This is a genomic window from Paenibacillus sp. NPDC057967 (assembly GCF_042887015.1).
In the GTDB taxonomy this organism is placed as follows: Bacteria; Bacillota; Bacilli; order Paenibacillales; family Paenibacillaceae; genus Pristimantibacillus.
On the sequence record NZ_JBHVQB010000011.1, the window covers coordinates 32,643 to 56,505 of the forward strand.

Annotated in this window: 20 protein-coding genes; 6 read left to right on the top strand and 14 right to left on the bottom strand. The window is 43.1% G+C overall.

The annotated features are described in order from the left end of the window. The first annotated feature begins 126 nt into the window (after positions 1 to 126). The gene (locus tag ACFVSO_RS24805; RefSeq protein ID WP_387479001.1) at positions 127 to 1,884 is read left to right on the top strand and encodes a glycoside hydrolase family 35 protein; all 1,758 of its coding nucleotides are present in this window, start codon (positions 127 to 129) and stop codon (positions 1,882 to 1,884) included. 275 nt (positions 1,885 to 2,159) lie between these two features. Here the strand turns inward: ACFVSO_RS24805 and ACFVSO_RS24810 are convergent, their stop codons facing one another. The 8 genes from ACFVSO_RS24810 to ACFVSO_RS24845 form a co-directional block, all read right to left on the bottom strand. After that, positions 2,160 to 2,762, bottom strand: a complete 603-nt coding sequence (locus ACFVSO_RS24810) for a hypothetical protein (protein ID WP_387479004.1) — start codon at positions 2,760 to 2,762, stop codon at positions 2,160 to 2,162. Continuing rightward, the gene (locus ACFVSO_RS24815; protein WP_387479007.1) at positions 2,759 to 3,604 is read right to left on the bottom strand and encodes a hypothetical protein; all 846 of its coding nucleotides are present in this window, start codon (positions 3,602 to 3,604) and stop codon (positions 2,759 to 2,761) included. Before ACFVSO_RS24815 ends, ACFVSO_RS24810 begins: the two co-directional genes overlap by 4 nt. Positions 3,605 to 3,676: 72 nt before the next feature. After that, positions 3,677 to 4,042, bottom strand: a complete 366-nt coding sequence (locus ACFVSO_RS24820; protein WP_387479009.1) for a hypothetical protein — start codon at positions 4,040 to 4,042, stop codon at positions 3,677 to 3,679. A 285-nt stretch (positions 4,043 to 4,327) separates the two neighbouring features. After that, positions 4,328 to 4,750, bottom strand: coding sequence for a hypothetical protein (locus ACFVSO_RS24825; protein WP_387479012.1), 423 nt, complete (start codon positions 4,748 to 4,750; stop codon positions 4,328 to 4,330). A gap of 235 nt (positions 4,751 to 4,985) precedes the next feature. Continuing rightward, complete coding sequence (locus ACFVSO_RS24830) at positions 4,986 to 5,672, bottom strand: DUF6199 family natural product biosynthesis protein (protein ID WP_387479015.1); 687 nt, start codon at positions 5,670 to 5,672, stop codon at positions 4,986 to 4,988. A gap of 575 nt (positions 5,673 to 6,247) precedes the next feature. Continuing rightward, complete coding sequence (gene rsiV, locus ACFVSO_RS24835; protein ID WP_387479018.1) at positions 6,248 to 7,105, bottom strand: anti-sigma-V factor RsiV; 858 nt, start codon at positions 7,103 to 7,105, stop codon at positions 6,248 to 6,250. A 2-nt stretch (positions 7,106 to 7,107) separates the two neighbouring features. Beyond that, complete coding sequence (locus tag ACFVSO_RS24840) at positions 7,108 to 7,614, bottom strand: RNA polymerase sigma factor SigV (RefSeq protein WP_387479021.1); 507 nt, start codon at positions 7,612 to 7,614, stop codon at positions 7,108 to 7,110. Between the two features lie 9 nt (positions 7,615 to 7,623). Beyond that, positions 7,624 to 9,438, bottom strand: coding sequence for an acyltransferase family protein (locus ACFVSO_RS24845; RefSeq protein WP_387479023.1), 1,815 nt, complete (start codon positions 9,436 to 9,438; stop codon positions 7,624 to 7,626). A 241-nt stretch (positions 9,439 to 9,679) separates the two neighbouring features. Between ACFVSO_RS24845 and ACFVSO_RS24850 the strand changes: the two genes are divergently transcribed. Both ACFVSO_RS24850 and ACFVSO_RS24855 read left to right on the top strand, forming a co-directional pair. After that, entirely contained in the window at positions 9,680 to 10,813 is a 1,134-nt protein-coding gene (locus ACFVSO_RS24850; protein ID WP_387479025.1) for a stalk domain-containing protein, read from the top strand. A 985-nt stretch (positions 10,814 to 11,798) separates the two neighbouring features. Further along, the gene (locus tag ACFVSO_RS24855) at positions 11,799 to 12,140 is read left to right on the top strand and encodes a hypothetical protein (RefSeq protein ID WP_387479027.1); all 342 of its coding nucleotides are present in this window, start codon (positions 11,799 to 11,801) and stop codon (positions 12,138 to 12,140) included. Positions 12,141 to 12,349: 209 nt separating this feature from the next. Here the strand turns inward: ACFVSO_RS24855 and ACFVSO_RS24860 are convergent, their stop codons facing one another. Then, positions 12,350 to 13,282 (bottom strand): ketopantoate reductase family protein, encoded by a 933-nt coding sequence (locus ACFVSO_RS24860; RefSeq protein ID WP_387479029.1) that lies wholly within the window; start codon positions 13,280 to 13,282, stop codon positions 12,350 to 12,352. A 140-nt stretch (positions 13,283 to 13,422) separates the two neighbouring features. Here ACFVSO_RS24860 and ACFVSO_RS24865 point away from each other — a divergent pair, with 140 nt between their 5' ends. Together ACFVSO_RS24865 and ACFVSO_RS24870 are read left to right on the top strand one after the other, a co-directional pair. Then, complete coding sequence (locus ACFVSO_RS24865) at positions 13,423 to 13,974, top strand: TetR/AcrR family transcriptional regulator (RefSeq protein WP_387479031.1); 552 nt, start codon at positions 13,423 to 13,425, stop codon at positions 13,972 to 13,974. A gap of 336 nt (positions 13,975 to 14,310) precedes the next feature. After that, positions 14,311 to 14,697, top strand: a complete 387-nt coding sequence (locus tag ACFVSO_RS24870) for a hypothetical protein (protein WP_387479033.1) — start codon at positions 14,311 to 14,313, stop codon at positions 14,695 to 14,697. 210 nt (positions 14,698 to 14,907) lie between these two features. Here ACFVSO_RS24870 and ACFVSO_RS24875 read toward each other — a convergent pair whose 3' ends face one another. From ACFVSO_RS24875 to ACFVSO_RS24895, 5 genes are all read right to left on the bottom strand, one after another. Next, positions 14,908 to 16,956 carry a methyl-accepting chemotaxis protein gene (locus tag ACFVSO_RS24875; protein WP_387479036.1) on the bottom strand — a complete coding sequence of 683 codons (2,049 nt, stop codon included), beginning with the start codon at positions 16,954 to 16,956 and terminating at the stop codon, positions 14,908 to 14,910. 176 nt (positions 16,957 to 17,132) lie between these two features. Beyond that, complete coding sequence (gene ggt, locus ACFVSO_RS24880; protein WP_387479039.1) at positions 17,133 to 18,851, bottom strand: gamma-glutamyltransferase; 1,719 nt, start codon at positions 18,849 to 18,851, stop codon at positions 17,133 to 17,135. 477 nt (positions 18,852 to 19,328) lie between these two features. After that, positions 19,329 to 20,603, bottom strand: a complete 1,275-nt coding sequence (locus ACFVSO_RS24885; RefSeq protein WP_387479042.1) for a sensor histidine kinase — start codon at positions 20,601 to 20,603, stop codon at positions 19,329 to 19,331. A gap of 19 nt (positions 20,604 to 20,622) precedes the next feature. Next, entirely contained in the window at positions 20,623 to 22,344 is a 1,722-nt protein-coding gene (locus tag ACFVSO_RS24890; protein ID WP_387479045.1) for a DUF885 domain-containing protein, read from the bottom strand. Positions 22,345 to 22,412: 68 nt separating this feature from the next. After that, entirely contained in the window at positions 22,413 to 23,090 is a 678-nt protein-coding gene (locus ACFVSO_RS24895; RefSeq protein WP_387479048.1) for a response regulator transcription factor, read from the bottom strand. A 358-nt stretch (positions 23,091 to 23,448) separates the two neighbouring features. Between ACFVSO_RS24895 and ACFVSO_RS24900 the strand changes: the two genes are divergently transcribed. Further along, positions 23,449 to 23,844, top strand: a complete 396-nt coding sequence (locus ACFVSO_RS24900; RefSeq protein ID WP_387479051.1) for a hypothetical protein — start codon at positions 23,449 to 23,451, stop codon at positions 23,842 to 23,844. The last annotated feature ends 19 nt before the right edge of the window (positions 23,845 to 23,863 follow it).

The following is a 23,863-nucleotide window of genomic DNA, read 5'->3' on the forward strand; positions in this document are numbered from 1 at the left end:
GCTTAACGACCATTATACAAAAGGTCAAATATTAACCTCTTTTGTCCATTTGTTTATTGATGCATTCCTCATACAATGTGGAGAATCAAGATATTATCCATTACAACTATTTTGGAGGTTATGGCAATGGCAATCTTAACGGTGCAACAGAATCAATTTTATTACGATAATAAGCCGATTCGCTTGCTGTCCGGCGCAATTCATTACTTTAGAATCGTGCCTGAGTATTGGGAGGATCGATTATTGAAGCTGAAGGCTTGCGGCTTTAACACAGTTGAAACGTATATTCCATGGAATTTCCATGAGACCTCGCCCGGTACATTCCATTTTGAAGGCATGGCAGACGTAGAACGCTTTATTACAATCGCCGGCGAGTTGGGCTTGCATGTCATCGTACGGCCAAGTCCTTATATATGTGCTGAATGGGAATTTGGTGGATTGCCGGCATGGCTGCTTGCAGACCGGGATATCCAGCTGCGCTGTATGAATCGTCCCTACCTGAATAAAGTCGATCATTATTACGACGAGCTCATGCCGCGTTTGAAGTCTCTCCTGTCCACACAAGGCGGTCCTATTATTGCGATGCAAATCGAAAACGAATACGGAAGCTATGGAAACGACACGGCATATCTTCAATATTTGGAGCAGGCGATGATTAACCGGGGGATAGACGTTCTGCTGTTCACCTCTGACGGACCGGAGCATCATATGCTCCAAGGAGGAATGGTTCCCCAAGTGCTGGAGACCGCGAATTTCGGTTCAAGAGCTGAAGAGGCCTTCCAGATGCTGCAACGCTATCAGCCGCAAGGCCCGTTAATGTGTATGGAATATTGGAATGGCTGGTTTGATCATTGGGGAGAGGAGCATCATGTCCGCGATGGGAATGAGGTTGCAGAGGTGTTTGAGGATATGCTGGCGCTTGGCGCTTCTGTTAACTTCTATATGTTCCATGGAGGCACTAATTTCGGTTTTACGAGCGGAGCGAACGGCTTGGAACGGGATCACTATGAGCCTACTATAACGAGCTATGATTATAATGCCCCTTTGAATGAGGCTGGCGACCCTACCGAGAAGTACTTTGCCATTCGTGAGATTATATCGAAATATGCGGAGCTGCCGGCGTTGGAAGTACCCCCACCTTCACCTAAGATGGCGTACGGCGCTATAACAGCAGTCGAACGCGCTCTGTTGTTCAATCAGATGGAGAAGCTGACTAAACCGGTCCAATCGGTTACACCCGAGCCGATGGAGCGTTACGGGCAAAATGACGGCTTTATTGTATACGAAACCTTTATTACGGGACCTCGTGAAGAACGGGAGCTTATCATTCAGGACTGCCATGACAGGGCGCTAGTCTTCTTGAACGATGACTTTAAAGGGGTTGTCGAGCGATGGGATTCAAGCAAGAAGGTTTCCTTCGACATACCGGAAGGCGGTGCGCGTCTTCGCGTTCTTATAGAAAATATGGGGAGGATCAACTATGGTCCATATCTTGCTGATCGCAAAGGAGTAACGGAAGGTATTCGCCATGGCAACCAATACCTGTATGGTTGGACGGTATGGACGCTGCCACTCCAAGATCTTAGTCCGCTGCGCTTCACAGATATCGATGCGGAAGCAATATCGGGTCCGGCCTTTTACCGTGCGGAATTGGAGCTTGCAACTGCTCCCGCGGATACGTTCCTGAAGCTGGAAGGCTGGTCCAAGGGGGTTGTCTTCATCAACGGCTTTAATCTCGGAAGGTACTGGAAGGTTGGCCCTCAACAAACCCTCTATGTTCCTGCTCCGCTTCTTCAAGAGGGACGCAATGAAATTATTGTATTTGATGTTGATGGCACGGACAGCCATACGCTACAGTTTGTCGATCAGCCTGAGCTGGGCTAAAGAATTAACTGGTAATAAATCTCCTGCACGATGTTTAGTGTCAATTCAAATAAAGCAGGAACTTTTATGTCAATGAAAATTGTCATTTAGCTTATGCCTGACTACGGTCTGTTTTTGACGTACCTATTGGAAATTGATTAACAAACTTTTCCATTTTCTAAAAGCTATCACGTATGCCTATTTCAAAATTACAACAAAATCCAATCCATTGCACTGAAATCATTTAGTGGTCCCCCGTTACTTCAGATCGCCTCCTAAAGACTCCATCCATAGCGTTAAAGCGGTGCTGCTCCCGACTGGTTGTCATGATGAACAGGAGCGTTTCTGATGTGCGAAATACGGAACGGGATCCGAATGAGCATAAGCTCTGCAATAAACTTCACAATCCCGATAAGGAGGAGCAGAACTGCCAAGTCTTCGCCGAAGTTTAAAAGAAACGGATAAAAAATAAGCTGCGCGGCCATCAAAGCCAAGTATAGCCTTAGTCTTGAGACAAGGGCATTCAGCAGCTTCGGTGGGGCGATCGGTCTTGCTATCGTGTACAACCCTCGGACAATGAAATATGCCAGCAGCGCATGCAGGACCATCATTCCCTGCGAGAAAATATACATACCAAGCGACGCAACAATTAACTCATCGATGTCTATGCTTGATTTGATCACGAGTTGCGGTAAAGATAAAAGGATGAGGCCGGCGGCCAACCAGCTTGCCGGCTTGAAGCCGCCATCCCCTGTCCCAAGCTGATTTAAAGCGACAAGGATCATTATATACCCGATGAAGTCCGGAAGAACATCGAAGGGCCCCAGGTGTAAATCCAAGATTGGAAATACAAGCCCCCAGCCGAGCATTCTTAATGATTTGCGCATGGAAGGGTTCAAGAACGCTCACCTCCGGAGCGGACCAGCCACTTGATTTGTTTCTCGCTCAGATATAAATTGAAGTTAACTGGGATCCGATCCCGTACTGTTTTCCCGTCCTCAGTCTTGAAAGTAAGCGAAATGTACACCTTATATACCTCGGAAGCTGCAGGCATCTCTTGCGGTATGTTCCATTTGTAGCTAAACGTCAGCGGGTCCCCTGCAGCCAGCCGTATAGGCAGTTGCGGAATCGCTCCAGCTTTGTTCCGGCCTGCAGCTGACAGCTCGAAAATGGGACTTAGCCTGTCGCCGAAGCTGTAATCGATTTGCTCCAGCACAAGAGACTGATTAACGGTTACGCTGTATTGACCCGTACCGTCCGAGGAGCCACTGCTTGATGACATTTGCAGCAAGCCGTCGCTCTTCTCCCAATCGACCCTGATTTCACCGATCGGCACCTTCTCGGGAGCCCCTTCGTTATAATAGACCGTAGCTTCTTTGATCGAGAATGGCACTTGCTCCATTTGTCCGAAGTCCTCTTTTCTCCACTCGCCATAAGCCTTCCCAAGCACCTGATGTCGATAAGTACCAGGATGCGGATTAATCTGGAACCGGAGCATCGGGAGCTCCTCCAGCCGGATCCCCGTAACTTTCTTGCCATTCTTTCTGTTCTCTACATAGGACAATTCAATCCAGTCGCTATAATTGCCATTGAGCACCATATAGTGGTTCAAAAAAAATGGCTTTTCAAGCTGCATGGAATGGTAAAACCATAGGTTGCCAACCCAACTTGCCGTTATCAAAAGCGGTACAATCAACCATAAGAGCTTGCTTCCCTTCCCGAAGATTTGGTTCGTATGCAAGGCCTTCCCCCTTCACTGGCTATTCCGATCCTATATACAGTAGACGGCACAAAGGAGGTCCTGGTTGCGCCGCTAATTGTCTGCATCCAGTTCCAAGATGGACGAATAGTGCGGATCAATCAAAAGCATAAGCTCCGTCAGCTCATCGATGACAAGCTCGGGATGATCGGAAGCCTTTTCGACTTCTTCATGAATTTTTTTATAGATCGTGACCACGGCTTGTAATTTTCCCAATTCCTCGGCGTCCACGGCATATGAGTCTTGCTCAAGAAACTTCATGGTTAGAGCGTGAAGCAGCATGTCCACTCGGAACAAGCTATATTGAAGCAAGCTCCATTTCGGCTCCAGCTCTCCCATATAGCGCGGCTGTATGCTGACTAGATGAAGTTGTATGCTTCTTTGCTCCCCTGCCACAACTCTCCAAGAATCAAAAAGCATTTGTCGTACATCTCCCGTCTGCTCGCTTTCGGCATGTCGGACAAAGGTCTCTGCGTTCTCGAGCAAATTTTCTCCGTAGACGGAGATGGATCGCAAATGTCTCTGATTTTGATTTTGCATTTGATGATTGGAGTCCTGTTTGATGAACAGTAAATAGAGGTTAGCGGCAAGGGAAACGATTAAAAGCGGGACTAGTAGATACTTTAACTTTGGCTTTTTTATGATTATCATATCCCTCCGAATCCCTCCTTCAGATCAAACATGAGTGTAGTAAACTTATCTATTCTATCTATTAGCATCAAACACCAGTGAAATAATCCCGTAACCTATACCAAAGATAATCCCCGAAGAAGCGAAAAATACGTAAAATAACTGTGATTCTGGAGATAATATACTGCTGCCTCCAAAGATCGTCGTAATAAAGATTGTAGGCAACATAAACGACAATGTACAAAATAAGGGATAAAAAAACAAACGGAAATATTTGCGTTTTACCTTAATTTTAACAACATAACATATAAGAAGATATAACGGAACGAGTATTATTATATAAGCAATTGAAGACCAAAAAATGACCGCTTGCTTATCCCCTCCGAGTGTTTGTTTCCAGCCAAACCAGAGTGTCTTCTCGTAAGAATAAAATCCAGCCCAATAGGAAAGAAAAAATAAGCATATCAATAACAAATACCTCAGTAATGTTATTAACATCAACATGCCTCCTTTAAATAGTTGGAACTATCCTGCGTCACTTTAACGAACAACGGCAACCGATCGTGGCCGGTTAGTGGTTCTATCGTCTCCCGTTAGCACAATGAACTAGCTTTTTATCTTGTCCTCCAAAGAAAAAGTGTTTCCTGAATTCTTCCATTCGCTCAATATCCAGGAGCCAAAGTCCTCCGATGACAATATACATCGTTACCACTCGCCGCCTGTCCACATGCGCCTAGTACGCTTTGAAAGCGACGAAAATCGAACCGATCATCACGACAATGCCTCCGACCTTGCTCATGAAATAATAGAAGTCGCTCGGCTCGGGGTTCTCGTACATGAGCCGCTGCGGAGATAGACGGAACATTAAATCCTGGAAGGCTTGGTACCGGAAGCTGCACAAGCCAAAGATCAACAAGCCGAGGGCAAGAAACAGAAACCCTGGTATGCCTCGTTTGACATGGTAATCGGGGTAAGCCGCACTTATGAGCGCCGACGGCGGAAAAGCTTCTTCTCCTTCCTGCTTGATTCGCTCGCCGTTAGCGTACAGCTGAATAGCCATGACGATATTGCCTTTGTCATCGTAGCTCAAGAGCATGTCATTGTTATCCTCGACGTTGTAGACATGGCCGTTCGGATAGGTCACGCGGAACTTAATCGAGTAAGGGACGCTCCTGTCCTCAATCGCATAGGACTGACCGCCGATAATCAAAGTGCGGTGCAGCTCGTCGTCGGTGCGTACTTGGACGGGACCGGCCGTGCTGCTATGATAGGTGATTAGACGGTCTTGCTCGCCGGCGAATTTGTATGTATCCTCGTACAGGTAGAAGACGCGGTCCGTGAAATAGGTCCTCGACAATATGCCCGTCAAGACGGACACGAGGAGCACGAAGACGAAGAAAATAGAACCAGGCTTTTTCATTTTTTTGAATAACACCGCTCCGGTAGAAATATGCGCTCATCCTTTCTGCTTTATCCCTTTTACGTCCTAGCGAGAGAGGCGGTTGCTAACATTTATGCAAAAATATAACGTGCTGATGATCTACAATCAAGCTTAAGGCTGCTAACCTAACCATCATGCCAGCTGCCTTCTTAAGCTAACGTTTCCCGTTAGCTTAACGAGACAGATTAATATTCTAATCGACATTGGTCCATATTCTTAACCTTTTCAGCTATGGAGTTACGTTCTCATGAATTCATAACCTAACTGTTCGGATTTGAGGTCGCAGGGGCAAATCGCTTTCATCATAAAAACCGTTTGCACCGCTCATTATGCTCATAATAGTTCGGCTCCAGTTCAACCCCAAGTCCAGCACCATAGTGAACGTCGTCCACCGAGTTAAAGCGAGCCAGTATAACGCCTCGCGGCCCTTTTCAATTTTAAACGCCGATCAATAATGACCGGCGTTTAAATAATTATAATCTATCCTTCATTCATAATCTGCTGACTCTCTTGAGCTAATAAATCACTCCATTATTCACATAAAACAACAAAGCTTATTTTACATAATTGTGGCTGATTAGAATGTCAGAAAGGACTTTGGTCGGAATGACGAACTCTTGAACTCCCATATATCCGGGTGCTACTTCATATTTATCAAATGAAATGACAAGATGGTTATCAGAGTTAATGTAAAAACTTTGATCGGCGCGAACACTCTGGAACATTTCTATTGAAGAGTCACCCTCTTCGTTCTCTATCCAGTAAGTCTTATCAGGGTCGGCCTTCACACGCTCTTTCATTTGTTCCTTAATGTTTTTGCTAATCACTTCAATGTACTGATCATCCTTAAATAGTAAAGGAAGCGTCAATAAGATTTGATTCTTCTTATCGATTGTATCATACTTCATATTCTCGGAGGATGAACCGGTTGTCTCGACGACGTACCGGGCGATGGCGAATATATCGTCTGTATCGGTCATTACGGTATAACCCGCATCCACTCCTAGAGCAGCTTTGCTTGACTCTTCCTGGAATTGAACGTATAGCGCTTTGGCCTCCTCCAAATATTTCTCATTCAAGCCAAGCTCTAACGCTTTATCCTTGAGATTCGTGATACCTGGAACTTTTATATTGGCGTTGTGACTGTCATCATTCACGATATACTCCCTAATGGTGAGTACCTTAATTAATGGCCCTACTCCAGGAATTGCGGAAAAGGCATTGGCTACGGACGTACTGACGTTAATTCCAATTAAAAAAAGCAGGACCGCTGCAACCGCGGCGGATATCCACCTAGAATGCGTTTTTCTCCTATAGCTTTTCTTTAAAGCTTGATTAACGATGACATCTAATTCATCTGGAATTGGAATTTGCATATATTGTTGCTTTAACTTCTCCAGTTGATCATCCATTCTTATCGCTCCTCCTTGGAAATGTAGCCTTTCATCTCACCTTTTAATACATGCAGCGCTTGATACAATCTGGTCTTGATCGTATTCACATTCTCGTTTAACACGTCTGCCACTTCTTCGATCTTTAAGTCTTCGAAAAACCGGAGTACAATTACACTTCTATATTTCTCGGGTAGTTCCTCAAGCGTTTTTTCGATATCCATGTCCGAGTAAACATCTTCCGATCCGTTCATAAACGATTGAAGTTTCTCATCCTCCATCGGTTGAACCTTCTTGCGTTTTCTCAAAAAGTCCAAAGAAGTATGAACGACTATACGGTAAAACCAACTCTTAACGGCACTTGGATCTTTCAGTGATGCCTTGGTTTTCATCGCTTTATAGATGGCATCTTGAACGACATCCAGAGCGTCGTCTTTATTTCTTACATAGCTGTAAGCCAACCGATAGATGCTATCTTTATTAAGCGAAATAAATTGCATGACCATGGACTTTTCATCGATATTTCTCACAATTTTTCATCACTCCTCCTGTTGTATGGCTTCAAAAACAATGGAGGCATAATACTTTGCACCTTCCAACTTCAAATGGACGCCATCCTTAGTGAAAAACGAGCCTTTATTTTCGCTGGCGGAATACCAATCCACAATCTTCGCTTTTGGAAATTCCGCTGCTACCTCTTCTAAGGTAGAGTTGACCGAATTTTGCCATTTTCGAGGAACTCGTGTGTTCACTAGCAAAATCTGTTCCATATCTCTGAGGGAGGTCAGCAATTCACGCAATTGCTTTTTGCTGAAGGCACCGTTTGTCCCTAGTTCGATGATTATTCGATCCCCAAGCTTTCCTTCCGCTTTGAGTTGGTCTACGACGTCTTGAGCCTGGGACATTTGCCTACCTACCTTGCCATCAATGACAATACCAGGCAGCAGCTTCTCCAAATGCGGTGCAGCATCCAGAATGACGGAATCGCCTATCGCTGTTATTCCTTCTCTTGTCTCAGTTTGCGACTCATCGGGTATCTCTATCGGCTTTACGGCTGAGGGTTCCTTGGAAACCACAGTTGGCGATGTATCTTCTATTTTAATCTCCGGAGTCACAGTGTTGATTGTCGTCTCAGTGATCATTGGTTTTTCGGCATTCAAGCTGCTGGAACAAGAGATGAGAAATAAGATCAAAGCAAAGAGAGCTATTGTAAACCCATACCGAGGGTTGAAAGGAATTTTCTTTAATAGAGTCGCTCCTGATCCACGACGGATTGGCTCCTCGATATATTTCCAAGATATAGTGGCCAACAGTAAACTCAACATGAGCTGAAGAATAGCTCTGCCTCCATTAAATCCATCCGTATTCACGCTTGGGCTCGTCAGGATAATCACGGGAAAGTGCCAGAGGTATAGACTGTATGAACGTTTGCCGATCCATCGAATCGGCTTGCTACCCATTACTTTGGCAACGATGCTTGCCGGATGAGCAAGTACTGCCGTGACTATGGCTGACAGAATGGAGAAAAGCATCAACCCGCCTTGATATAAAAATGGATTATATTCATTCGATCTCCAAACCAACCAGATCATTCCTAACAGACCTACCCCGCCAACGATGTCGAGCAGCAAACGAGATTTTCCGGAAATCTCACCGGATAGATTCCGGCTAGGCCATGCCACCGCTAAAGCCGCGCCAACAAGCAGAGCGAACGCTCGCGTATCCGTACCATAGTAGACCCGGCTTGGATCTGTTCCGGGATCGTAGATCATAGCCATCGCGAGAGCCGAAGCCGCTGCGCCGAGCAGTATGAACAGAATCAATTTGCCTCGTCGCGGCGCTATAAGTAATCCGAGTGCTAAGACCAACGGCCATATAAAATAAAATTGTTCTTCAATAGCGAGCGACCAGAGATGACCGATTGGGGATGGCGGGCCAAAGCTTTCAAAGTAAGACACCTGATGAAATATAAGCCACCAGTTGTTGAAGTACAGGACTGAGGATAAGAAGTCGCCCTGCAGCGCATATAGTCGCGGACGATCAAACAACATTAACCAAGCTCCCACAACGGCAAGCATGAACAACATCGCAGGCATCAGTCTGCGAATGCGTCGCGCCCAAAAATCCCTCAGATCGATCCGTCTATTGCTTTGCCATTGCACCATCAGTTGATCGGTAATAAGATAACCGGACAACGTAAAAAAAACACCTACTCCAAGAAGTCCACCGGGCGCCCAGGATACATTGAGATGGTATGCGATGACAGCCAATACCGATAGAGCTCTCAACCCGTCCAGTCCTGGCATGTAATGAGCTGTTCCTACACGAATGTCAGGTTTTTGTGCTTTGTTCATTGAATGTAACCTCCAGCTGATTTGCGTATTGATGCTTAGTTGTTAAACATGACGAGTACAAGACGTGCGGGGTACAAAAAAAGTTTGATTTCGGTGCAAAACTTTATTCAGCGGAAAGTTCAACTTAAAAGAGCATTTCAATTAGAAAATGTGAATGTTTTGTGTCAGGAAAACTTTTTCATATGCATCGTCCGTCTTTACCATGCAAACTAAAAAACGAAAACAAGGAGATGGAAAGCAAATGAAAAAGAGTACTTTTCGTATTCTAAAAGTTGGTGTCGCATGTAGTGTTTTGTTAGGTGGAGCAAGTTTCGGAGGTATGGTTTCCGCAGCAACCGGATCCGCTGTGCCAACAGTCTCAATCTCAGCGAAGATCACGAATCCCGTTACAGTTAAAGAAGAAATCCTAACATCGAGTACAACTTACCTAAAAACGAATATACACGTTCCCCAATTATCAGGCATGCAGGATACTCGATATCAAGACCAGCTCAACGATATTATCTTGTCTCACGCTCACAAAGACCTGAAGCATTGGGAAGAAGAAGCGTCGGCTGCTGCTCAGAAAGCGAATGAGAATGGGTTTACATACCATCCGTATGAGTTGACCATTCATTATGAATTGAAATCCAATGGAACCGAGGAAGGCATCATTTCGTTAGTCGTCACAACTGAAGGTGCTACCGATGGAACGAGTATGCCACGCGTGGACACTTACAACGTGCGCAATGTGCAGGAAGCCGCGCTTGTTACGCTGCAGGACTTATTTGGAGCCGATTATAAAAAGAAGATTGATGAGCATATCTCGAAAACGATCAATGAGCAACAGGATGCCTATTTTGCAGATGAATTTAAGGGTATCCACGAAGAACAAAGCTTTTATGTTGAAAACAAGCAGGCTGTCGTTGTATTCCCGAAATACGCCATCGCTCCAGGCTCAACAGGAACACCGGAGTTCCGGATCCCGCTGGAGGAGTTGAAGGCCGAAGAAGGCGCAAAGCCTGGCGATGCCATTTCCATCGTCATAAACGGCAACAAAGCTCTCCAACCTGGGTTTATGAACGAAACTGGCAACCGGATCATGCTGCCTCTTCGTGAGGTTTCGGAAGCCCTCGGGTTTACGATTACATGGAATGCCGAAAAAAGGTCGGCAGAACTGACTAAGTCGGAGTCACCAATCTGGACACTTGTACAGGTTGGGAAGGATCAATATACCGTGAACAAGATGGCGAAGCCTCTTGGTGCTGCCCCTATCATTAAAGAAGGAACCATGTATGTGCCTGCTGACTTCTTTAAAGAAGTATTACAGGCGAATGTATGGGCGGAAGGAAAGCGGGTAACAATATCCTCCAATATGGAGAAAGTTCATAAATAGCCACAACGTGGTATCGGTGGTATCCTTATGAATTAGGAGCTTCTGTGTGCAAATCTTTGGAATAAAGCTGACATAGGTAAAAACAGGTCACTTCGTATTCACTGATACGAAGTGACCTGTTGTTTTTTTCGAAGTTCCCTGTGTAAGCATATTTGTTTGGTTTGACGAACAAAGTGAAGAAGAGTCAATACCAAATTTAAGAAGATGCGTGTCCTGCGAACGGCTGGTGAAATTACGATGTTGCATAGGGTCGTAATCTGTTGTTAAACTTGCTGATCAACTGGGATCATTGTTAGAGAGGAATCTATGATTTAGTCTTGCTGTATTAGTGCGCCCCTGACCGGCATTAGCTACGGCAACTGGAATTTCTTTTTCGACAAGCCCAAAATGTTGGCTTTCCGGAAACACCAAGGTACATTTTTTTACTTCATTTATCAGCATCGCGAAATGGATCGGTAAACGGTACATATTCTTGGCCGCAAGCGGCGATCGGAACAAATTCATGACATCCGACAGTTGAAAATATTAATGCCGGTTCTATTTAGGAACCGGCTTTTTTCCTTATTATTTATTTGGCTCGAGGTACTGAACAACATTAATTGAGTGATCTCTTTGTGTTTTTATGAGACTTTACTTTCGTAATTCAGGTTCAATTATTAATGAAATCCAGTACTACCTCTCTCACCGCTAGCTGGTTTAAGGGGCATTTTTCCATTCATGCTGTTTGAATAATCAAAATGTACACCTTTACTGATATTGGGGAAAATATAAAATATAGTTAGATGCGTGCAAGTAGTTTATTTATACGTGTCTGCTTTAATGAGGTTATGCGTAAAGGGGTGATGCTTCTAAGCGAAAAACTAAAATGTGAAATCGGTCATTTAGAACAGCATTAGTTGCAAAATAAGAAAATACAACAAGTCGCTGACAGAAATGATCTCCGATTGGATATTCTATTTAATCAAATTAGAGGAGATGATATTTAATGAAGGCTCGTAAATTAGTGATGTTATTTGTTGTTGTTGCAATGCTTCTCGCATTACCGTTAAGCGCAAGTGCTAGTGACGCAGGAACGATTCAAGGACAAGGAAATCTTGTTCTTTCTGGTACTTTTGGCGGAGCTGGAACCCCATCATTATGGATCGACGTTTATAGTGTCGTTAACGGTGTAGAGACACTTGTAGGAAGTGCTGCTCAAGGGGGACAAATGTACGTGCAGACTGAATTTACTTTCACATTTTACAACCTGCCACAAGGCACTTATAAGATCACTTATTATGCCGGTCCTAACGCAGGTGCTGATTTCACTACGATTGCGTTCTATTAATACCTAATCGAATGTGACGATATTTTATTGAACTAACCTCTCCCTGTTCTGTGAAAATAAAGCCTTAGACTAGAGTCGTTGAGTTAACAACGTTTATGAATTAAAAAATCATCAGCTTCTTAAAGTCCAATAAATAAAGCAGCGGCAGAACAAGACTTGATAAATAAAGTCTTAGACTGTCGCTGTTGCTACAATATTTTTAAAAAAAATTACTGAATATGCATTTCCGATTTGATATCATTTTGACTTAAAAATCTCATTAAATCATTACTCAGCTGCACAATCTCATTGTTAGCATTTTTCGCATACTCCGGCAACATCATATCCCTAACCATGTTAGTTCGTAGCCAGGTCATAAAGAAAAGATCCAAAAATAAGTTTGGAAATTTAAGCGCCATTTTAAGTATTGGTGGATCAATTGAAACACCAGCTTTTTGTATTGCCCTTAGATACGCTTTTAAAGTGACTGTTATTTTGCGTGCCGTCTTTCTAATTCTGGCTGTTTTTTTGTCAATCATCTTATTCTCAGAATGCAAAAAGCTCAACATGGCAATGTCTGATACGGAATGTGTGATGAGATACGATTGCATATCCTTTTTAATAACATAGGGAAGCTTTGCTGTTTTAAATAATTTTACGAGGTTTTCTATACGTTCTGTCACTACACCATTAATTTCTCCAAATGCAGTTGCCGCTATAATTTTTGGTAAAAATCGAGCATGCAATACGCCATCTTTAATCTGTCCGCCGAAGCCGGGAAAAGCAGGTAAAAGTCTATCCCCTACGATATCCAGCCACGAAGAAAATCCAATTGAATTACTAGTCATCGTAACTATATTTTTGCTTTGATTATCTTTTAGCGCTAACAACGCTGATTCGGACCGATCATAACGAACGGTAACGAAAATAAAATCGTATACATCGTCATTTTCGAGCGTATCAATGACATTCACTTGTATTGATCTAACTGTACCTTTTTCTATATATTGCAGGCCATTTTCTCTTAATGATTTAAATCTATTAGAATGTGCAAACAGGCTAACGTTAAACCCTGCTTCAATAAGCTTAATTGCGTACATGCTTCCAATGACACCTGCACCAAAAATTAAAATTCTATCTTGTTTTGCTGATATTAAAACCACCCCTGGCTTATTAACATTTCCTTTTTATTATCAGACAACATGTTGTATGATGTGATTATAAATTTTTATTATCCCTTGATCAACCATCAGTTTATTATAATTTGTTGGATGATATTCTTATTCGATAATAGGAGAGAACCATGAAAAAGCAACCCCACATAACGGAGAAAACAAGAGAAAAGTTTGTAGAAGTTTTTTGTGAGTTATATAGCCAAAAGCCGATTGAGAAAATTTCGGTTCAGGAAATTGCGAATAAGTCAGGATATAACCGCAGCACCTTTTATCAATACTTTACTGACATTTACGAATTGTTAGACTCAGTTGAAAGTGACTTATTAAATGACATGAAAAGAGAATTGGCGAATAAAGAGCTATCGATGCATACGTTTCAAGATACGCTCTATTGTCTGGACAAAAGAGAACATCTCCTGGTTCTTAATGCCCTTTTGGGTGATTATGGAAGTACCCGTTTTTTAAAACGCATAAAAAAAGAAATCACTTTGGATCAATTAGAATTAAACGTTCCGCAAAACCATTCCTTAACGCCATACTTCATTGAGTTTTACCTGACAACTTCCCTTTCTTTATTTCGTCTTTGGCTCCAGCGTCAAAAGGATTTATCGTCAGAAGAATTTTTCAAGTTAGTGGAGAACCTATATTCAAGTGGGATTACGCCCTATTTTAAAGAATGAGTCTGCGCTCTGACCGGGGTAAACGACTTCCCCAATCTTCGGAATTCGAACTGGAACTCTCCTCTTCACTGCCTCGGCTTATCCACCGGAAAATTACCTGAACGGCGAATCGTCATAAAGCTTATAGAAAGGATATTGCCCACGATGGGCAATATCCTTTTTGGTTCATGCACAGATTTACGCAATTTGATTCCGGTAGAAATAGACATACAATCATAAATTCTAGATATAGTTCCTTCTGATAAATGATGATATATTCATCGGGAGAGTTCTCGGTCAAGACATACCTATTTCGGCCGGAATGGGTACGACAACCATTATGAGGAGGTATTATTAATGAAGAAGTTATTTTCACTCGTGTTTGCTATAACCTTGCTGCTCGGTATTGCTTCCCAAGCGAGCGCTTATGGCGGGGTTTACGTGTTTAACCCGTATCCGAATAGCTACGGAGCGGTTCCGGATTATATCGGTATTACGAAGCCCAGCGGGGCTTACAAGTACGAAATCCATATTCTCGAGAAGAATAACGGAATATACGGATCACTAACCTACCATTCAGGCAAGCTTGACGTGCCGTCAAGCGGATACGACATTCATCATACGCTATCGAGTTATACGAAGCTCATGCTGTTGCACGCCGGAACCTTCATGATTATAGCAGAGGTTTATAACAGTTCTGGAGCTCTCATCGGTAGAGATGAAGTCAAAGTTACTTTCGTATAGGCTATTATAGGTTATTGAGCTTAAACTCAATCAAAGGCCGTCCTCTGTTCATTCGGGGACTGCCTTCTTCCATTCCAGTTCCGAATGTTCTTTATTCATTAGCAGGTACTCAAGCTATTTTTCAAAAATGAATAATGCCGAAAAAGTCAGCATGACCCTACTATTTCTATACTCCCAACACGTAAAAAAGGGGCTTATCGCCCCTGTCTTTTACACTTTAAATTGACGCAAGTAAGATTGTAAATCCTCTGCCATCTGTGCCAATGATGTTGCCGAAGCGCTGACCTGCTCCATTGCCGCCAATTGCTCCTCCGTAGCAGCCGATACATTTTGTGTACCCTCTGCTGAACGCCCTGCAATTTCGGTAATCACATTGACCTGATCAACAGCGTGTTCCGTGTTGCTGTTCATCTGGATGGAATAAGACGTTACCTCTTGAATTTGTGCAGCTACTTGCTGAACAGAATCTAAGATCTCTGTAAACGCTGCGCCTGCTTGGTTCACGACATCCATTCCAATCGCAACTTCACGCGTGCCTTCTTCTATTGAATCAATCGCTAGCGCGGTCTCGTTCTGAATGGAGGCGAGCAGTTCAGCGATCTGATTCGTTGATTGAGCCGATTGCTCGGATAGCTTGCGCACCTCGCCTGCTACGACTGCGAAGCCGCGTCCATGCTCACCGGCACGTGCCGCCTCAATCGCAGCATTAAGCGCCAACAAGTTCGTTTGAGCCGCAATACCAGAGATGACCTGAACGATATTGTCGATCGCAGCCGAGCGCTGTCCGAGCTGATTAACGGTACCATTTATCGTATTAACCGTATTTTGTATCGATTGCATTTGCTGCATAACCGATTGTAGTCTACGGTTACCCATCTCCGCGCTTTCCGAAGCGTTCAGAGCAGAAAGAGCAACACTCTGGGCATTGTTTGATATTTGCTGTACCCCTTCGGCAACTTGATGGATAGAACGCACACTTTCCTCTACGTTATGTACCTGCTGCTCAGAACCATCTGCTACCTCTTGAATCGATGTTGCAATATGTTCTGTCGCCTTACTTGTATGCTCCGCGTTAGCAGACAGTTCCTCTGCAGATATCGCTACATTTTCAGATGTACGACTAACTTGTTGAATAAACTGACGCAACGTACGAATCATCGTGTTTACTGCACTAGTCAGCTTGCCGACCTCATCCTTCGACTTCACGGTTAATTCCACTTGATTCAGATCACCGTTAGATACACGTTCCGCCGCTTCCGCAACCGCAACGATCGGACGCGTAATCTGCTGCGCGATAAAGTAGGCCAGAAGGATGACAACCAGACAGACGGCAACTACGATAAAGAATACTGACCATTTAATAGAAGAAACTGCTGCTGTAATCGAATCTTCTGGAATGTGCATATAGATGTCATATCCTGCAGTAGGGACTGACGCATAGGCAACCATGTATTTTTTTCCATCATCCGAATAGTCAAAAGACGTTGCTTCAGACTTGTTTTGGCCCAAAATTTGAACTAATCCAGACGTCAAATTCGCTTCTTCCGCCGTCTTTCCAATTAATTCTTTATCCTTGTGGAGTTGAATCATCCCTTGATTGTCTACGACGATCGGATACCCCACCCCATTATCAATGTACAAGCTATTAAAAATCTCATTCGTGAATTCTTCGAAATTGACAAGTCCCGTTAAGGCACCCGTCACTTTTCCATCCGCCTGCTTTACAGGTACGGCTACAATGATCGAGCGTTGACCTGTCGTCTTTGCTAAAATAACTTCTGTATATGTTTCGTTTCCTTCCATTGCGTTTTGAAAGAAAGGACGCATGCCTAAATCTATACCTACACTTCCTTCGAATGTGTCTGCTTTCACTATGCCATCCATACCGATAAATGTGTTACCGTCATAGTGCGGGGCGTTCTCTTTTAAACTTTGAATAAATGTCATCTTATTTGTATTATCATCTGTACGAATATCAGAAGTACTAGCGAGTATCCTCATTTCACTCATACGTTCTTTAAAATACTGATCCATCATTTCAGCTCTGCTTTTCACCAGCGAAACATAGGCATCACTTTGTTTCTCAATCAATTTAGAGGATGCTGTACCATATACGAATATGGAGGTGAGGACAAGGGGAATAAGGGAAACAATAAGAAACCAAGCTATTAGTCGATTATTAAGCTTACCTTTAAACACCTTGCCCACTAAAGCAACTGTGGATGCATCCTTCTCTTTTGGTTTTGCCTGTTCTTTCATTACCTCATACCTCCATTTTGTAAGCAAATAAATGTCATCAAATCGATTAATGCTATATTTCCTAGTCGCGTCAGTAGAATTTGAGCATGGTGAAGAGGTCGCCAAGGCAATCTACCCTAACTGCCTTTCTTGACAACCTCTTCATACGTACATTGAATTAATTATGCCTTAAAAGATTAATAGCCTAAAGCCGCACCTTCACCGCGCGGGTCAGCGCCAGCAAACTTAACTTTTGTGATTGGATCGATCACAACCATACCGGATTGACCAACCTGATCTGTGTAGTCGTCAATCTTTTGCACTGGATGGCCGCGACGAATCAATTCATCCATGACGGATTGAGGAATACGGCCTTCCATTCTTAATCCGTTAGCAGTCTCTCCCCAGTTACGGCCATGCAACCATCTTGGAGCTTCAATTGCATCTTGAACTGTCATGCCAAAATCAACGAAACGTGTGACCAAAGCTGCTTGTGTCTGAGGTTGTCCCTCGCCGCCTTGTGTACCATATAACATATACGGCTTGCCGTCTTTCATCAACATAGCAGGATTAAGCGTATGGAATGTACGCTTCTTAGGTTCCAAGTGGTTAATATTTGTTTTATCTAAGGAGAAGAAGCTGCCACGGTTTTGCAATAGAACGCCTGTGTCTTTCGCAACTACACCTGCACCCCAGTCAAAGTAATGACTTTGAATAACGGATACAGCGTTGCCATCTTTATCAACGATTCCGAGCCATACGGTGTCACCTTTAGGGTCAAGCGGTTTTACGTTTGTTGCAGCTTTTTTCATATCAATGCGTGCCGCTAACTTTTGGCCGTGCTCTTTTGACAACAACTCATTAACTGGAATTTTAACGAAGTCTGGGTCAGTCAGCCATTTATCACGATCAGCAAATGCTTGCTTCGTAGCTTCAACCATAACATGGTAGTAGTCAGCTGTGCCCTCGCCCATTTTCTTCAAGTCAAAATTGTTCAAAATGTTCAAAATAGACAAGGAAGCCATACCTTGAGAATTCGGTGGAACGTTGTAAGCTTGATAGCCACGATAGTCGACAGAGATTGGCTTAACCCAATCCGCTTTGTGATTAATGAAATCTTGATGAGTCAAGGAGCCGCCATTCGCTTGAATGTCAGCAGCAATCTTTTTACCCGTTTCACCTACGTAAAATTCACTAGCGCCGTTTATGGCAATACGTTTCAACGTCTTTGCCAAATCTTTTTGCTTCATCATTTCACCTGTTTTGAAAGGTGTGCCGTCCGGCTTCAAGAAAACTTTACTGAACGTTTCAAACCGTCCCAAATCTTTTAGCTCTTGATCCGTTGGATCGATAGCCGTGTTTGTCCATCTTTCTTGGTTAGGAGTTACAGGGTAGCCTTTCTCCGCATACTGAATTGCGCGTTTCAACAAATCATACCAGTCCATGGACGATTTCATCGTTTTTTCAGCATATTCGTAAGCTTCGCCCCAACCTGATACTGTCCCTGGAACTGTGTTAGCTGCCAAGTATCCGCGGGAAGGAATTTTATCAAAGCCCTTATTTTTATAAAATTCAATGGTTGTCTTCTCACCGGAACGTCCGCTTGCATTCAACGCTTTAATCTCTTTTGTCTTCGCGTTGTAAATAAGCCAGAATGCATCCCCGCCTATACCTGTGTATTGCGGATATACTACCGCAAGTGTCGCCTGCGCAGCAATCGCTGCATCAACCGCATTACCACCATTCTGAAGCACTTCGAGTGCTGCAGCGGAAGCTAAATAATGAGGTGTTGTAACGATGCCGTTCGGCGCCATCGTCGTAGGACGATTAGCTGCACCGGCAGATGACCCAAAAATTGAAAAGCACATGACTGTTGTCATCAACAAAACGGACCATTTTTTCAATTGAGTACGCATATTTCTCCTCCTTAATAAGTATTCTGATATTGCTTTGCAGAACTAAGCAATCCCTCTTGTAACCACCCCCTTCAATAGGACAGACAGCTTCATTATGCAATTTTTCGATTAATTTATGATCATATGATCATATAAGTAGCGATAATTACCTAGCTTACATTTCATATCGTGATGAGTAAGCCAGCAAAAGGATCATTTATTTAAGACTATCGATTCAGTAATACGACAAAGATGTCTTTTATTGTCACTATTACTATATCGGTTAGGAGTATCCACTTTTTATATTTTTGATGAAAAATTATTTATTCTTATATAATTTCCAGTCATTACTTTAAAGGGCCTTTCCTGCATTCACAAAATTGGTACTATATTCCTATATAAATATTTAGTTCTATATTCCTAGAAAGAGTGTCATTTACACGAAAACGGCAGCCGATTGTCTGGTCGGCTGCCGCGGTATCCTATCCACTCTATTAATTAACTAATCAACGGAAAACGAATTATAACTTCTGTACCACGCTCTAAGGCGCTGTTAATGTGGATAGAACCTTGGTGTTGGTCGACGATCCAATGCGCGATCGATAGCCCTAGACCCGCTCCATGATACCCTCTATCTCTAGAGGAATCTCCCTTATAAAAGCGGTTAAATACCAGCGGCAAATCATGTTCCGAAATACCCACTCCGTTATCCTTGACGGTTACGAGTACCGACTTTCCCTGCCTAAGGCACCCAAGATTTATTTGTCCATCCGCCTGCGTAAATTTAATGGCATTGTCGAGCACAATCATGAACAGCTGTATAAGACGATCCTCATCACCATTTATGAGCAATTCCGAGCCTTCGACATGAAGCTCTAACCGCAGCTTTTTATAATCAATGATTGGCTCCATTTTTTTTGCAATCTCTTTCATGATTCCGTCAACTCGCACAGGTTGGCATAAGATGACTTCCTCATGTGAATCGCCTCTTGCCAGAAGAAGCAGACCGTCTACCATGTTTCTCATTCTTTTCGTTTCACTCAAAATGGCTGAAATTGGAGCGCTCTCTTCCTCGATCGTATGAACGGGATGGCGTAACAATATTTGTGTTTGCCCCCGGATGACCGAAAGCGGGCTCCTCAGCTCGTGAGAGGCATCTGCAACAAATTGCCGCTGCTTGTCCCAGGCTTTCTGAATCGGAATGAGCGCCCGTCTAGCCAATCCGTAACCTGCGATGACAGATAATAACGCGCCGATACCAATTCCGGTACTAATATTCCTTAATAACAGTTTCAAATAATGGATCTCTGTAGAAATTTCCGTAATTGCCTGAAGTGTTTTCAAAGGCGCTGTATCAGACAGCTTCTCTATCATTGGCAAATTGCCTAGATAAGGTCTGCTTACGAATCGAAAGGTTCTCTTACCCACACGTATCGACTCCGGCTCCATGTGGCCTTGTTTTTCCCGAAGTTTTGAAGCTAATTTGTCATATGGCGATTTATAATATATGCTTCCAATCAAGGTATCGTTGGAATCCCAATAAAATGTCATAAAAAATCGTTCCGGTTCATCCCAGTTAACGTTAAGGACATGTTCCCCGTTGGGTAGCGTATATTGATACAAGTTGTCCATATTAAACACGAGATGACGGTCAATGTCGGAATAGATCCGATAACGCGCCAGCCCGTATAACGCTCCCCCCAGTATGATGAGCAGGCAAAATACGACCGCACTGTTCCAGATCGTCATTCGTACTAGCGTGCGTTTGATCATATCGGGGTCTCTTCTCCTTTTATTTGGCGGACTTGATATACTGATTCACTTGCTGCTCCAATATCGGAAATGGCATACTACCGTTTCGAAGAAGAACGGAATGAAAAGTTTTAATATCGAAACGATCCCCGAGTTCGCTTTCCGCTTTCTCTCGTAGGGATTGAAATTGATCATATCCGATGGAATAGCTCGTTGTCTGTCCCGGAAAAGCAATGACGCTGTCAATAAAGGCATCTGATTTCTTTCCAGTCATGCTTACCAGGTATTCATTAGCTTGTTCTCTTGTCCATCTCAGCCCATTAATGCCCGTGTCAATAACCGTTCCAACGTGAAAATATAGCAGATGTTCTTGAACCGTCGCCTGATTAAGCAAGCCCATCTCTACGCCTAAAGTTTCCACATAGGTGGCCCATCCTTCTGTGAATCCGGGTAAACTAGTCATTTTCCGGACTAATGGAATTTCCGTTTGGTTGTATTGAATGGAATATTGAAAATGGTGTCCTGGAACGCCTTCATGCATCGCAAACATTTTGGCAGAATCTTCGAAAAACGGTATGTCGGGCGGGAAAAAAAATCTTCCATTCCTATCGCCATTAATAGATGGGCGGATATAAAACGCGCCTATATTAGATAGCGGAGCCGGATATAACTGTACATCCACTGGATTGTCGGGAATAAGTGCTTCTTCAAACCAATCGGATAATTTGTGCTTTACTTCCGAGATACAGTCGTTAACGGTTTGCAGTAATTCATCTCCTTTTACTGTGTTCCACGAGACAGAGCCTCTTTGCTCCTTTACATTCTCTTCTGCTCTGCGTTTGGCGATCTCATTCATTTCCAGAGGGCTGAAGTCCGTGCTCGTGTAAAATCTAAGTTGGGCAGAATAATATTCGTCGCCACCCGGCTGACTCCAAAGCCCCTGACTCAGGGATGCTTGATTCAAAAAATCATTTTCGATCAAAACGGCAACTTTGCCGTAAGAAGGCAGTACATGATCGCTTATAGTCTGTAGAAGCTCCTTTTTCAGTTCCTCTTCTTTGAACGGTTCGAGCTTTATCTCCGATAATTTCTCTACATATGAAGTGTACAAAACCGATTCCTCCGGTTTCGTCTTCTTTAAATTTTCGTAGCTCGTGCGTATTTCCTTTAAAAATTCTGAAGAAGGAATGAATCCTTTCTCTTGTTTGCCCTGAATTCTGTCTATGATATGTGCGACCTTGTCGGAAAACCCATTCAGCGCAACAATATAATTTTCGGCATCTGCTTGGTTACGAATCGGATAGTTATTAGCAAAAGCTGGCGCGAAATTAATGAGAGAAAAATATACGTCTGTGTCCATATCCGAGTTTTGGTTCAATTGTTGTGACGTGATTAGTTGCCATTTGACGATATCATAGGTAAGCTTGTCTTTCGAGGACAGCTTGGCAGCGTTATATGTATTCAATTCTCCTAAAAATTGTTCAATATCATCGTATTTTTTTTGGTAATAGTCATCTGAGTAAACGGAAAGCTTAGTGGGATCCCACCCGAGACCATTCACATCTTCTAAACCAAAATAAAGCTGTGTTTCGGGGTCCTCATTCAGACTGGCAACCACTATCTTCTGCATCATATTGGCAAAGTTCTTTGACTGCTGATCAGCCCACCATAACGAACCGCCTGCAATCAGCAAAACAAGTAATCCCGCTGTCAAAAGAATAGTCAATCTGGTGTTCTTAAACATCTGTCTTACAAAGTTCATTCATTCATCTCCCCTCTAAGCGTATAAGAAGAATATACACGATAAAGCTTTGATTTCCCTTTGAACTGCTACTCGTTTATTCTGAGTATGTAGCCCAAACCTCTTACGGTTTGGATATGTTGATCGGCATGCCATGAGGACAGCTTCTTCCGAAGATAATGGATATAAAGCTCCACGATGCCAATTCCCGCTTCCGAATCGAGTCCCCAAATCCGGTTATAGATTTGCTCCTTCGTCACGATCTGTTCTTTATTCATGAGCAGATACTCAAGCAGCTCAAATTCCTTTTCTGTTAAAGTCAGCTCTTCTCCTGTAACCGTTATGACTCGGTTCCGAACTTGAATAACAATCGGGCCGTAGCTAATTTGCTCTTCTAGATTAACCTTGCCATAACGGCGCAGCAGCACTTTACCTCTGACGATCAGCTCCGGAATCTCGAAAGGCTTTACCATATAATCATCCGCTCCGATCGTTAACCCCTTTATCCGGTCGTTCAATGCGTCTTTGGCTGTCAGGCACAGAATCGGGGTATCCACATTTTGCTTCCTCAGCTCTTGGATAAACGTAAATCCATCAACCTTAGGCAGCATAATATCCAAAATAATTAAATCGAACTCGCCGTACAATGCGTGATGCAAGCCCTCATCTCCGCTGTAACACTCCGTAACCTTATGCCCTTCATCCTGCATAACTCTTGCAATGGTATACGCTATCGCAATATCGTCCTCGATAATCAGAAGCTTCATATTCCCCTCCATCAATGAATATATATGGAATAGTATAACATATTTTAATAGGATTGAGAGTTTACTTCCAGTAAGATTCCCCCTCCTAAGTCTCTCTGAAATCACATAGTACATCTTTTGAACTGAGGAACAGCACCCCGATAATACAGCAGCCATCGCGACAGCCATCGTGAAATGAATCAGTCAGCGGAACATATTTTTAACATTTGGAGATGACAAGAATATGGTCTTATAAAAGAATCTATGATTTAGTAAATAAGCTTTGGATATTACCATTTATATATAGCTTCCCTATTTGTCCATATCATTATCTTTTTTGAATCATATATTAGAGTATGGAAACTTGTCTTAATCGAAAATGAAAGGAGGGATTTTATTGAGTCATAAAACAAAGATTTTATCAACTGGCGTGTTACGAAGACACTCGAGTACTGAATTTCTTACTGTTGAAGCAATGAACGTTGATCCTAATGATTCGCGATCAGTAACAGTTCAAATGTTTGACTGGTCATCCGGTTCCCCTGTTTTAATATCGATGGCTGATCCTACAACTCAAACAATACCACCTAATCAATACAGAACCTTTAGATCATTTGAGCTTACTCCCTCAACATTTGCTTATGAAGTAAGAATAGTTCATCCAAAAGATAAGGATGTTGTGACAAATGTTTTTGGACTTAGCGATATTGCATTTGACCCACAGGAAGGAAACAATGTCTTGCAACATGACTTAGCTAAATTGAAATTGCGTTAATCCACTCGTGTGAAGAATA